Genomic DNA, 12575 nt, shown 5'->3' on the forward strand with positions numbered 1-12575 from the left:
GCGGGGCAGCTCGGCGTCGTTGTTGGCGCGGCGCAGGATGCAGTCGTTGAGCACCCCCACCAGCGGGGTACCGCTCTTGCCCTGCAGGAAGCGGGCGAAATCCTGGCGGGTGGTGTCCACCAGGGAGGTGCGCTTGACCATCACCAGTTCTTCGCCAGGGGCCACGTCGCAGAACAGGTGGATGCGTTCGCGCTCGTAGTCGATGCGGGCGATGGAGCGGACGAACAGCTCCTCGCCGACGCGGATGGCGAAGGAGTAGTCCGCCAGGCGCTGTTCCAGCTGGTCCGCGCGGCAACTCAGGGCCTCGCAGAGGGCGGCCACCATGCTCTTGATCTGGCCGCGGCTGTCGACCACCTGGCTGATGTAGCGTTCTTCCAGGGAGGCGGTGAGGACACTGAGGCTGAGCGGCGTGGCGCTGAAATTCTGGCTCTTGAACACCCCGAAGCGGGTGTTCCTGGCCATCTTCAGAAAGACCAGCTGGGCATGATTTTCATAGGCTTTGCGGCCATCGTGCAGCAGCGTCTGGCGGAAATCGCCCTTGCCGCCGGCGGAGCCGCCGACGAACAGGCAGGGGAAGCGGCCGGACTCGTACAGCGCCTCCATGAAAAAGGATTCCGAGGCGGACAGGCCATCGAACAGCACGAAGGCCAGGGTATCGCGGTGATCGATGGGCGTGCGCACCTGCAGGCGCTTGAGCGACTCGGTCAGGCGGGCGAGGCGTTCCTTCATGCTGCGCCGCGGTCCGCCACGGCGGATGTCCTCGCTGTCGAGCGGCACGTGCACCACCTCGGCCGAGGCGATCACCGAGGCGTCGAAGAATTGCAGCACCAGCCGGTCCCAGGCGCCATCGGCGGCGCAGTACAGGCGCTGTTCGCTGCCGCAGAGTTCGCCGGAGGTGGTACACAGGCTGATGGAGGCTTCGGGAAAGCGGGCCACCAGTTGCCGGGCGATGACGTCCAGGTCCAGGTGCGGCGAGACGAAGCCGGTGATGAAGGTGGGCTGGAGGGCGACGCCGCCAAGGCGGTCGCCTAGTTCGCGGGCGGAGCAGGTCAGGCTGAACACGCCACTACCGCCCAGGCGGGCGCGCGCGCCGAAGCGTTGCAGAAACCCCATGATTGTTCCTCTTGTGGGCAGGCTGGGAAAGGGAGCTCACCCAGGCATCGGCGCCGTTGGCGGCGGCTTGATAGGGGTGTGCGCCCAGGCCGCAGGCAAGCGGGCAACGGCATCAGAGGGCGAAAGGAGGCCGAGGCTCTGGCACGAGCCTTGGCGCGATAAGGATCGCGGCGGACGCCTTGAGGACAGTCTGACCCAGGCGACCGGCGGTCATGACGGACGCGGAGAACGGAGCGCGGCTGGACTAGTCCTGTTCGCCGTGCTCGGCGAAGGCCTCGGCGCCGGTCAGCCGACGACGCGAGTGCCCGAAGCAGTACCAGGCTGGCTGTTCCTCGATGAAGATCTCGCTGTCCAGCACCCAGTCCTCGCCCTCGAGCAGGCCTACCGGAATGGCGTAGTGCGGCTCGGCCTTGAGGCGATAGAACAGATGGGTGCCACAGTGGCTACAAAAGCCACGCTCCGCCCAGTCGGACGAGGCATGCACCATCAGGGCGTCGCTACCGCCGATCACGGGAGGCTGGGTGCATTCCACCGCCAGCAGCGGGCCACCGCTCCAGCGACGACAGGTCCGGCAATGGCAGGCGGATACGTGGGCGTTGTCGAGACGGCAATCCAGCTGGACGGCGCCGCACAGGCACTGGCCGTGACGTTCGAGGGGAAGGGACATGGCGCTATCCTCGGGAGGCAGGAAGTCTGCAGGATAGCCGGTTGGGCGCAGGGAAGGGAGGTGCCCCCGCCGCGAGCGGGAGCACCGGCGCGATCAATCCTCGCGGCTGGTGACTTCCACCAGGTGATAGCCGAACTGGGTCTTTACCGGACCCTGGACCTGGTGCAGCGGGGCGCTGAACACCACGGTGTCGAATTCCTTGACCATCTGGCCCGGGCGGAAGGTGCCCAGGTCGCCGCCCTGACGGCTGGAGGGGCAGCTGGAGTTGTCCTTGGCCACCTGGGCGAAGTCGGCGCCTCCTTCGATGGCGGCTTTGAGTTCGTTGCACTTGTCTTCGCTGGAAACCAGGATGTGGCGGGCAGAGGCTTTGGCCATGGGAGAGACTCCTGTTGAATGAGCGGGCGAGCCTACTCCAATCACCCCTGCAAGCAAACTGCCATCCGTTCCTCGGCTGGCGAGCCGTTTGGGTTGCGCCCCGGGTGCCGGGCGGGTAAATAGCGCTTCCCTGTTTTCCGGATCGGCCCGCCCATGCCTCGCCTTCTTGCCTTTTCCCTGCTGCTGACCACAGGCCTGCTGGCCGATGTCGCCCTGGCGGCGACGCCCGAGGAGGCACGGCTGGTCAGTCTGATCAACGCCTATCGCGCCGCGCCCCAGGGCTGCCCCGGCGTGCGCGCCGCCGCGCCCCTTGCCGCCGACAGTCGCCTGGCCGCCGTCCGGCTGAGCGGCCGGGATCGCCTGCAGAGCGATCTGCGCGCCGCGGGCTACCAGGCGTCGGCGGTGCAGGTGATCATGCTGGCGGGCGCGCCCACCGCCCAGGCGGCCATGGCCGGGCTGCGCCAGCAGTACTGCCGGCCGCTGGCCAGCAACGACTATGCCCAGATCGGGGTGAGTCAGCAGGGACCGCGCTGGCAGCTGGTGCTGGCGCGCCCGGTGGTGAGCGCCGGACTGGGCGACTGGCAGACGGCCGGCAAGGCCGTCCTGGCCGAGGTCAATCGCGCCCGGGCCCAGGCCCGCACCTGCGGTACCCGGCGCTTCGCCGCCACCGCGCCGCTGCGCTGGAATCCGGCCCTGGCCAATGCCGCCCTGGCCCACAGTCAGGACATGGCCGGCCGCGACTACTTCTCCCACACGGCGCCCGGCGGCGGCACCGTTGCCGAGCGGGTGGCCAAGCAGGGCTACGGCTGGACTCGGATCGGCGAGAACATCGCTGCCGGTGCCGGTTCGGTCGCTCAGGCCATGCAGGGCTGGTTGGCCAGCCCGGGGCATTGCGCCAACCTGATGAATCCGGAGTTCACCGAGATGGGGGCGGCCTACGCCTTGAATCCGCGCAGCACCCACAGTCTCTACTGGACCCAGGTGTTCGGCCGGCCGCGCTAGGTCGGGTACTCGGCGATCTCGATGAGGTTGAGATCGGGATCGCGGACATAGACCGAGCGGATCGGTCCGGTGGCGCCGGTGCGTGCCACTGGGCCTTCCAGGATCGGCCAGCCTTCGCGTTGGAGATGGGCGATCACGGCGTCCAGCGACTGGTGGGCGATAAAGCAGAGGTCGAGGGCGCCCGGCACCGGCAGGTGCGCCTTGGGTTCGAATTCGTGCCCCCGCTCATGCAGATTGATCTTCTGGTTGCCATAGCGCAGCGCCTTGCGCCCCGCACCGAATACCTCCAGGCGCATGCCCAGCACCCGGGTGTAGAAATCCTCGCAGGCGGCGAGGTCCGTGGTGGTCAGGACCAGATGATCCAGATGATCGATCAGCATGGCGGTCTCCGCGACCGGACTGGTCTTTCACTGTGCCAGTCCCGGGCGCGGCGCACCATCACTTGGCGTGGGCCTTGATCCAGCGATTGAGCTGATCGATCTCCTTCTGCTGGGCCTGGATGATGTCCTCGGCCAGCGTGCGCATCTCCGGGTCCTTGCCGTGCTGGAGCTGGTAGCGGGCCATGTCGACGGCGCCCTCATGGTGGGCCAGCATGCCCTTGGCGAAGGCCAGATCCGGGTCCTTGGCCTTGAGGCCTTCTTCCATGCCCTGGTGCATGGCCTCCATGCTCTTCTGCATGTCCTGGTGGTTCTGGTGCTGGGTTTCGGCGGCCTGGGCGACGCCGCCCGCCAGCAGGGTGAGGGCGAGCAGGGTGGAGGAAAGGACAATACGCATGTTCGGACTCCTGACTGGGCTGATGACGCCGAGGCTAGAGCTTGCCCCTGGGGTAAGGTCAAATCATCCGGCGCGTTTCGCTGGTAGCCGGCGCCGGGTAAAAGGTTTCGCGATGTTTTGTCGCAGCGCCAGGCGGTCGGCGCGCTGAACCCTGGGCGAAAAAGCGACGCCGATCAGGCAGTTGGCCGCTTCGACCAGGCGATCGCCATCACTGGGCGCAACTGCGAGAGGTTGTGATGGTCCGACGCAGCAGCGTAGAATTTTTACTACATCCAATTCCAATCTCTACCTACAGCAGACTTCTCGCTCGCGACCCGGCGTCGCAGGCGGGCCAAGCCTTTGCTCGTGGGTTTTCGTCGTCGGCTTTCTGACCGGAAGTCGCTATCCACCCCTTCGCTCTGGAGTAGAAGACCCCCCATGGATGCTACCGCCGAAGCCCGGAAGCCCAGCTGGTCCGGTGTCATCGCCCTGGCCCTGGCCGCCTTCATCTTCAACACCACGGAATTTGTCCCGGTGGCGCTGCTCAGCGACATCGGTCGCAGCTTCGACATGCGTCCCTCGCAGGTCGGGCTGATGCTGACCATCTATGCCTGGGTGGTCGCCCTGATGTCGCTGCCGATGATGCTCGCCACGCGCTCCATCGAGCGACGGCGGCTACTGATGTTCGTCTTCGCGGTGTTCGTCGCCTGCCACGGCCTGTCCGGGGTGGCCTGGAGCTTCGAGGTGCTGGTGGCCAGTCGCATCGGCATAGCCTTCTCCCATGCGGTGTTCTGGTCGATCACCGCCTCGCTGGCGGTGCGCATCGCCCCGGTCGGCAAGCAGACCCAGGCGCTCGGCCTGCTGGCTACCGGTACCTGCCTGGCCATGGTGCTGGGCATCCCGTTGGGCCGGGTGCTGGGCGAATTGTTGGGCTGGCGCTACACCTTCGTCGCCATCGCGGCGCTGGCGGTGGGCACGGTGCTCTGGCTGGCGCGCAACCTGCCGCTGCTGCCCAGCGAGAATTCCGGTTCCCTGGCCAGCCTGCCGGTATTGTTCAAGCGCCCCGCGCTGCTGTGCATCTACCTGCTCACCACCCTGGTGGTGACCGCCCATTTCACCGGCTACAGCTATATCGAGCCCTTCGCCGTGGAAGTGGCGGACATGGGCGGCATGCAGATCACCGCCTTGCTGCTGCTGTTCGGCGGTTCCGGGGTCATAGGTTCGCTGCTGTTCAGCCGCTACAGTCTGAGATTCCCCAATGGCTTTCTGGTCGCGGCCATCGCCGGCATCGCCCTGTCGCTGCTGTTGCTGCTGCCCTTCGCCTGGAAGAGCTTCATGCTGGAGGGCCTGAGCGTGGTCTGGGGCATCGCCATCATGAGTTTCGGCCTGGCGCTGCAAGCCAAGGTGCTGGCCCTGGCCAAGGACGCCACGGACGTCGCCATGGCGCTGTTCTCCGGCATCTACAACGTCGGCATCGGCGGCGGCGCCCTGCTGGGCAGCGTGGTGGGGACCCATGTCGGCATGCCCTACGTCGGCCTGGTCGGCGGCAGCCTGGCGGTGGCCGGCCTGCTGTTCGCGGTCTTCATGACCCGCCGCTACGCCGAGCAACTCAACGCCAATCCGCTGTAAGGCTTGCGGGCGCCTCCTCGACGAGGCGCCCCGGGTACGCGACCCAGGGGTCGCGAACTGTCTACCGGGCCGCGCCCGTCAGTCGTGGAGCGGCCCGAGACGAAGCGCTAAGCTGCGGGCTCCTGGCGCCTTGGCCAGGCTGCCGGATGCGCTCGCCATGAATCGACTGCTGTTCAATCTCTTCGTCTGGACCAAGGTGCCCATCGCCAAGATCGCCGGCCTGCGCCTGCGCCAGCTGGACGATGCCGGCTGCCAGATTCAGGTCATCCATGGCTGGCTGAACCAGAATCCCTTCAAGAGCATGTTCTGGGCGGTGGAGGGCATGGCGGCGGAATTTTCCACCGGCATCCTCGCCGACCGGCACATCCGCCGTTCCGGTAGTCGCTACGCCATGCTGGTGGTGGCCATGAGCGCCCGCTTCACCAAGAAGGCCGTGGGCACCCTCGTCTTTCGCTGCGACCAGGGCGAGGCCATCGCTGCGGCGCTGCGGCTGGCCCGGGAGACGGGCGAGCCCCAGGTGCTGCAACTGCGCAGCGTCGGCACCGACGAGAGTGGCGAGCAGGTGGCGGAATTCTTCTTCACCTGGAGCTTCAAGGCGCGGCTGCCGGTGGCGACGTCTCGGTAAGAGCGGCCGGCCGGTAGCGTGAAAATCGCGTAGCGTTTTCTACTGACAAGCCCAACGCAAGACGGTGGAAGGCCGCGCCGTTATCCACCCTCCGCGGCCAACCGCCCCCTCTCCCGGCGGGAAAGGGGGAGAGGTGATCGCGGGTAGGGGTGTCCACGTTGGGCTTCGCTGCGCTCAGCGCCAACCTACGAAACTAACGCCCGAAGCGCCCACCCCGGCGCTCCCCACGCCCCTGGCGCCGGCCGCCCTTGCCCTGACCCTTCTCCTGGCCCCGCGGCCGACGGCGGCGCGACAACTCGCGGGTGATGGCGTCGTTGAGCAGGTCGCGATGCTCCTGGCCGCGTTCCAGGGCGGGAAACAGTTCGGGCAGGCTGCGCGCCAGGTGCAGATAGGTTTCCACCACGTGCAGAGCGCTTTCCAGGCCGGCGAGATCGGTTCCCAGGGGGATGCGCGGCAGGTCCACCGGCTCGCCCCGGGCCACCATGCGCAGCCAGCGCTGGGCCTGGCCGCTGGCCGGGCCTTCCAGGCCGCCGCGGATCGGCGTGCAGGCGAAGATCCAGCGCAGCTGGAAATCGATGCCGGGCAGGTCGATCAGCTTGATCCACTCGGCCAGTTCCTCGGGCAGCACCGAGACGAAGGCATCGCCATAGTTGATGTTGCGGTTGAAGGTCAGCCAGGTGCGCAGCAGGCTGGGCTCTTCCATGAAGTCGGACAGGGCGCGCAGGTGCTCCAGGCTCGGCCGCACCTGGAATTGGTGCAGGTCTACCGGATCGTCCGGGCTGTGGAACAGCCGCTTGATGTTGCGCAGCACATGGGGTTCCAGCGCGGTGATCTCGCCTTCGGCATGATGGCCGAAGCGCCCGGCGCGGCCGCCGATCTGCTTGACCTCCTGCACCCGTAGCGGGCGATTCTGCACCCCGTCGAACTTCTCGTCGGTGTAGAAGCACAGGGTATGGGCCGGCAGGTTGAGGCCCATGCCCACCGCATCGGTAGCCACCATGATCTCGGTCTCGCCGTCACGGAAGCGCCGCGCCTGCTCCCGCCGTACCTCCGGCGAGAGGGCGCCATAGACCACCGAGACCCGGCGGCCGGCCATCTCCAGCAGGCCCTTGAGTTCCAGCACCAGCCGCCGGCTGAAGGCCACCAGCAGCGACCCGGGTTCCAGGCGTTCCAGGGTGGTGGCGTGGCGCGCCACCGTGACCGGCGACAGGCGCTTGGTGGGCTTGATCTCAAGGCGGTCCTCGCACAGCTCGCAGAGGGTGCGCAGCGAGGGTTCGATCAGCGCCGGACCGGTCATCAGCAGGCGCTTGGTGTGGGCGCTGACCAGGGCATCAACCCAGGCCCAGCCGCGTTGCGGATCGGCGAGCATCTGCACCTCGTCGACCACCACCACTTCCCATTGCTGGCGTCGGAAGCGGGCAAATTCCTCGACGGTGCAGCAGAAATGGGTGGCACCCGGGCGGATGATCTCTTCCTCGCCGGTGACCAGGGAGCAAGGCACACCGAGGGATTCCAGGCGCTCCTGGTTCTCCAGCGCCATCAGCCGCAGCGGTGACAGGTAGATGGCGTGGGTCACCGCCGCCATGGCCTCGATGGACCTGTGGGTCTTGCCGCTGTTGGTGGGGCCAAGCAGCGCGGTCCAGGTGCGGGTCAGGCGCCGGGCCGGATAGTTCTGGTGGTACTGGCCGAAGCGCGGATTGTTTTCCAGCAGCACGGCGAAGGCCATCTTCTCGCGCTGCTGGCGCACGGCGTGGCGCAGGGCGCGACGCAGCTTGTCGCTCTCCAGGCGCATCAGCTCCTGCAGGCGCGGTGTGCCGAGCTGGTGCAGATCGAAGTCCAGGATGTCGGCTTCGCCCACCAACACGGCGAAACGCTCGCGCAATTCCCCCTCCGCGGCGGCCTTGAGCGCGGCCACATCGGCGTCGCCAAGCAGACGCCCCTGGTTGGCCGCCAGCCGCCGAGGGATCTCCAGGCGGATGTCCTCGTGGGTCAGCACCACGTTGAATCTCAATTCGTGGCGTGTCTCGTTGAGCACCTCCACCGCGCGCGGCAGGAAGTCGTCCAGGCGGATCAGCGCCTGGGGTACCCGCTCCAGCACGCGCTGGCGATCCTCCTCGGCCATCTCGGCGAAGGGCGCCGCCAGGACGCCGAGGCGCTCGCGCACGGCATCGCCCAGGCGCTGGCCGACCGTCGCGGCAAAGGTCTCGGCCGAGTCGCTGTCGGCCAGATTCAATGCCCAATGGGGTTCGAGCAATTCGCCCGCCGCGCCGCCGGTGAAGAGCTTTTCGCTGCCGAAGACGTCCACCGGATAGCCGAAGGTCTTGCTGGCACTGAGCAGTGCCTGGCCCAGCAGACGGTCGGGATCGGGTGCACTGCCGGCGCCCACCGCCGCGGCCTCGTCGAGACCCAGCCAGAAGGCCTTGGCGATACGGCCCAGGTGCGGCAGGGGATAACCCGAGTAGGGTTTGAACCAGAGTTCCTGATGCTGTTGCCTGGCGACGAAGTCGGGATGGGTGCGGCCGGCCCAGTCGAGGAAGCGTTGCAGGCGTTCGAGGCGGCGTTGCTTGCGGAGGCGGTGATCGCTCATGCGAGAAGAGGCTTTCCAGGGGGACTATTAGGACATGGGACCCTGGCCGGAGCCACGGGGTCACCGCGTGGTGCGCCGTTCGGCAGATAGGGGGCACCGCCAAGGCCTTGGCGCAGTCTCCATCAAGAGGGTGGCGTCCGTCACCCACTCTTCCTCTCCTGTTCTGGATCACGCCACCCACATGACTTTTCTCGTCTGGGTCGGGGTATTGGGATCGTTGTTGATGATCCTCGCCCTGACCTCCGCCTATTTGCGCTGGCTACCGGTCACCACCTCGGTGGTCTGTCTGGCCTTTGGCATGCTCATCAGTCCCATCGGCCTGGGGCTGGCCGAGGTCAACTTCCAGCAATCGGCGACCTGGATCGGCCACCTGACCGAGGTGGCGGTGCTCTTTTCGCTGTTCGTCAGCGGCCTCAAGCTGCGGCTGTCCTTCCATCGTTCCTCCTGGCACGGCGCCTATCTGCTGGCCGGGCCGGTGATGATTCTCAGCATCGCCGGCGTCTGCCTGGTCGCTCACTACCTGCTCGGCCTGCCCTGGGGCGTGGCCTTGCTGATCGGCGCCATCCTCGCGCCCACCGATCCGGTGCTGGCCGGGCTGGTGCAGGTCAACCACGCCCAGGATTTCGACCGGGTGCGCTTCGGTCTCTCCGGCGAGGCAGGCCTCAACGACGGCACCGCCTTTCCCTTCGTCCTGCTCGGCCTGTTGTTACTGCAACATGGTCAGTTGCAATGGGACTGGACCCTGGAGTGGTTTCTCAAGAGCGTGGTCTGGGGTGTACCGGCTGGGCTGCTGCTGGGCTACTTCATGGGCAAGGGCGTGGGTCGGCTGATGATCTATCTACGCACCCGGCATGGCGACAGCACCATCTCGCCCAACGACTTCCTCGCCCTGGCACTGATCGCCCTGTCCTATGTGCTGGCCGACGAGATCGGCGCCTTCGGCTTTCTCGCGGTGTTCGCCGCCGGCCTGGGTTTGCGCCAGGCGGAAGTCCAGACGTCGGGGCATGCGGAAACGCCTTCCGAGCACCTGGCGCAGCCGGTGATCGGGCATCTCACCGGCGCACCGGAGCACGCCACGGTCGCCAAGGCGGAGGACATCGAGGAGCCGCGCATGGCCGCCGGGGTGATGATGGGCGACATGCTGGCCTTCGGCAGCCTGGTGGAACGCTCCTTCGAGGTGCTCCTGGTGACCCTGCTGGGCGTGGTGCTCATCACCCACTGGGACAGCCGCGCGCTGCTCCTAGGCGCCTTGCTGTTCGTGGTCATTCGCCCGCTGGGAGTGGCGACCATGCTGCCCTTCACCCGCATCGATCGCCAGCAGGGGGCACTGATCGGCTGGTTCGGCATCCGCGGCATCGGTAGCCTGTATTATCTGTGCTACGCGCTCACGCATCACGTCACGGCCGACTGGGCCGGGACCATCGTCGACCTGACCCTGTCGGTGGTGGCCTTGAGCATCGCGGTCCACGGGATTTCCATCCAGCCGCTGCTCGACCGCTACGAGCGCCTCACTGCCCGTCGCGAGGGCTCGGCGAGACCCTGAGCCCGTTTGCGACCCATACCGGAGGACGCATGTATCACGGTGAACGTCTCAATGCCTGGACCCATCTGATCGGTGCCCTGCTGGCCCTGGCCGGTGCCGTCACCCTGGTGGTGCTGGCCAGCCTGCAGGGGGATCCCTGGCGCATCGTCAGCGTGGCCATCTATGGGGTGGCGCTGGTGATCCTCTACAGCGTCTCGACCCTCTACCACAGCGTGAAGGGGCGGGCGAAACGCCTGCTGCAAAAGCTCGATCACCTGTCGATCTATCTGCTCATCGCCGGCAGCTACACGCCGTTCTGCCTGGTGACCCTGCGCGGGCCCTGGGGCTGGACGCTGTTCGGCATCGTCTGGGGCCTGGCGCTGATCGGCATGGCGCAGGAACTCAAGCCGCGTTCGGAAGCACGCATCCTGTCGCTGGTGATCTACGCCGTCATGGGCTGGATCGTGCTGGTGGCGGTGGGGCCGCTGCTGGATCGCCTGGGCGGTGAAGGCTTCGCCTGGCTGGTGGCCGGTGGGGTGCTCTACACCGTCGGCATTCTGTTCTTCGTCTTCGACGATCGCTTCCGTCATTGGCATGGCATCTGGCACGGCTTCGTCATGGCCGGCAGCGCCCTGCACTTCGTCGCCATCCTCAGGTATGTGCTGCCGGCGCCCTAGGGCGGTCTTGAGGGGTTCGTCACAGATATGGCGGCCTATGGCCATCGGTGGCGAACCCTTGGGTGGCTGTTTGGTTCTCAGATAGCTGAACCCATTCCCAGTGCGTTGCTTTCCCCAAAACGAAGAAGAAGAGGAAGGTGAAACGTGTTCAGCCGTCCCAGATTTCTTGTATTGCTCTTGTTGCTCGCCTGCAGCGCCTGCCAGGAAAAGGACGCCAAGACCGTCGCGGCGCCGATCAAGAAGGACGCCAGCTTCGAACAGCGCGGCAAGGCGTCCTTCTATGCGCGCAAGTTCCACGGCAGGGAAACCGCCAGTGGCGAGACCTTCAACAACAACGAACTGGTCGCCGCCCACAAGACCCTGCCGCTCGGCACCCGGGTCAAGGTGACCAACCTGGAAAACGATCGCGCCGTGGTGGTACGCATCAATGACCGCGGACCCTATATCCGGGGTCGCATCATCGACCTCTCACGGGCCGCTGCGCGGCGGGTGGACATGGTCGACGACGGCACCACCGCGGTAAAGGTGGAAAAGCTGGATTAACGCCACTCAGTGTGGCCAGACCATCTGGTCTTTGCCCTGGCGTTTGGCCTGATAGAGACCTTCGTCCGCCCGCCGCAGCAGCTCGTTGAGAGAAACTTCCGGGTCGAGCCGAAGCGCCCCGGCACTGAAGCTGATGCCCAGAGGGGCGGCGGCGGCCAGGCGGTTACGCAGGACTTCCAGCAGGTGGCTCACCCGCGCATCGTCCAGGCCGCGGATCAGCAGGCCGAATTCCTCGCCACCCAGGCGACCGACCTGCAGCCTCGGATCGAGCTGATCGATTTCCCGCGCCGTGGCGACCAGTACCTGATCGCCGACCTGATGACCGTGCCGGTCGTTGATCTCCTTGAAGTTGTCGATATCGAGCATGACGAAATGCGCAGGCGTCTGCCCGCTCTCGCCGCGAGCCTCGTCCAGCTGCTGCAGGAGCTTGCGGCGATTGGCGATCCCGGTCAGTTCGTCGGTTTCCGCCAGGATCCGATAGCGCTCCTTGAGAATGAAGGTCCGTCGCATCCATTGGCTGTTGGCGTGGTTGTAGGCGATGCCGATGGCCAGGGTGGCACTAGCCAGCAACCAGACCAGGTGTATTGGCATGGCGGTGGGAACCAGCTGGGTCTGACCGATGAACAGGATGAAGGCGGCGCCGGCGAGGGTGATCAGGTAGTGGGAGAGGCGATAGGTCATGCCGCAGGTGCCCAGGACGATGATCACGGCGATGGGCAGATTCCAGTAGTGGCCCACGGCGCCGCCATCCTGGATCTGGATGCGAAAGGCGAGGGCGAGCGCCCAGATGTTGCCGGTAAAGGTAAGACTCATCATGCGCGCGCTGCGTGCAACGCTGAGCAGGGCGCTGATCGCCAGCAACAGCAGCATCACGGCGAAGTAGCGCGGCTTGTAGGGGCTGCCGATCAGCGGATTGCTCCACAGACTCAGCGGCCACAGCGCCAGCATCAGAGGCTGCAATACCTGCAGGGGGGTGCGCAGCACCCGCCGGACATGCTGTTCATAACGAATATCGTCGTCCATCGACATCTCGGAACGGGGTAAGGCCGATGGGCGATGGCAAATCGGCAGGCGTTTCGGCC

Annotated in this window: 12 protein-coding genes and 1 pseudogene; 6 read left to right on the top strand and 7 right to left on the bottom strand. The window is 66.5% G+C overall.

Annotation, left to right across the window (positions count from 1 at the left end; translation table 11 throughout):
• Positions 1-3: 3 nt before the first annotated feature.
• From BMZ43_RS27420 to BMZ43_RS14830, 3 genes and pseudogenes are all read right to left on the bottom strand, one after another.
• Positions 4-1113: pseudogene (locus BMZ43_RS27420) on the bottom strand (FIST signal transduction protein); the annotation flags it as partial.
• A 244-nt stretch (positions 1114-1357) separates the two neighbouring features.
• Entirely contained in the window at positions 1358-1780 is a 423-nt protein-coding gene (locus tag BMZ43_RS14825; protein WP_064307471.1) for a GFA family protein, read from the bottom strand.
• Between the two features lie 93 nt (positions 1781-1873).
• Entirely contained in the window at positions 1874-2155 is a 282-nt protein-coding gene (locus BMZ43_RS14830) for a peptidylprolyl isomerase (RefSeq protein WP_064307472.1), read from the bottom strand.
• 153 nt (positions 2156-2308) lie between these two features.
• Here BMZ43_RS14830 and BMZ43_RS14835 point away from each other — a divergent pair, with 153 nt between their 5' ends.
• Positions 2309-3157, top strand: coding sequence for a CAP domain-containing protein (locus BMZ43_RS14835; protein WP_064307473.1), 849 nt, complete (start codon positions 2309-2311; stop codon positions 3155-3157).
• Here the strand turns inward: BMZ43_RS14835 and BMZ43_RS14840 are convergent.
• A complete protein-coding gene (locus BMZ43_RS14840; protein ID WP_026083944.1) occupies positions 3154-3534 on the bottom strand; it encodes a VOC family protein in 381 nt (126 codons plus the stop codon). The genes BMZ43_RS14835 and BMZ43_RS14840 overlap by 4 nt on opposite strands.
• A gap of 61 nt (positions 3535-3595) precedes the next feature.
• Positions 3596-3931: a CopM family metallochaperone gene (locus BMZ43_RS14845; protein WP_017641945.1), complete on the bottom strand. Its 336-nt coding sequence runs from the start codon at positions 3929-3931 to the stop codon at positions 3596-3598.
• Positions 3932-4348: 417 nt separating this feature from the next.
• Between BMZ43_RS14845 and BMZ43_RS14850 the strand changes: the two genes are divergently transcribed.
• Positions 4349-5539 carry a sugar transporter gene (locus BMZ43_RS14850; protein WP_017641946.1) on the top strand — a complete coding sequence of 397 codons (1191 nt, stop codon included), beginning with the start codon at positions 4349-4351 and terminating at the stop codon, positions 5537-5539.
• A gap of 157 nt (positions 5540-5696) precedes the next feature.
• Complete coding sequence (locus BMZ43_RS14855; protein WP_093254644.1) at positions 5697-6164, top strand: DUF4442 domain-containing protein; 468 nt, start codon at positions 5697-5699, stop codon at positions 6162-6164.
• A gap of 193 nt (positions 6165-6357) precedes the next feature.
• Here the strand turns inward: BMZ43_RS14855 and BMZ43_RS14860 are convergent, their stop codons facing one another.
• Positions 6358-8751, bottom strand: coding sequence for a DEAD/DEAH box helicase (locus BMZ43_RS14860; RefSeq protein ID WP_093254647.1), 2394 nt, complete (start codon positions 8749-8751; stop codon positions 6358-6360).
• 181 nt (positions 8752-8932) lie between these two features.
• Between BMZ43_RS14860 and BMZ43_RS14865 the strand changes: the two genes are divergently transcribed.
• The 3 genes from BMZ43_RS14865 (at position 8933) to BMZ43_RS14875 (ending at position 11493) form a co-directional block, all read left to right on the top strand.
• Complete coding sequence (locus BMZ43_RS14865; protein ID WP_026083945.1) at positions 8933-10294, top strand: cation:proton antiporter; 1362 nt, start codon at positions 8933-8935, stop codon at positions 10292-10294.
• 29 nt (positions 10295-10323) lie between these two features.
• Positions 10324-10950 carry a PAQR family membrane homeostasis protein TrhA gene (locus tag BMZ43_RS14870; RefSeq protein ID WP_093254650.1) on the top strand — a complete coding sequence of 209 codons (627 nt, stop codon included), beginning with the start codon at positions 10324-10326 and terminating at the stop codon, positions 10948-10950.
• 144 nt (positions 10951-11094) lie between these two features.
• Complete coding sequence (locus tag BMZ43_RS14875; protein WP_093254652.1) at positions 11095-11493, top strand: septal ring lytic transglycosylase RlpA family protein; 399 nt, start codon at positions 11095-11097, stop codon at positions 11491-11493.
• A gap of 6 nt (positions 11494-11499) precedes the next feature.
• On the opposite strand, the gene BMZ43_RS14880 is transcribed toward BMZ43_RS14875, so the two are convergent.
• Entirely contained in the window at positions 11500-12516 is a 1017-nt protein-coding gene (locus BMZ43_RS14880; protein WP_017641952.1) for a GGDEF domain-containing protein, read from the bottom strand.
• Positions 12517-12575: the final 59 nt, after the last annotated feature.

The sequence above is a fragment of the Pseudomonas sp. Snoq117.2 genome (assembly GCF_900110545.1).
Classification (GTDB): domain Bacteria; phylum Pseudomonadota; class Gammaproteobacteria; order Pseudomonadales; family Pseudomonadaceae; genus Chryseomonas; species Chryseomonas benzopyrenica.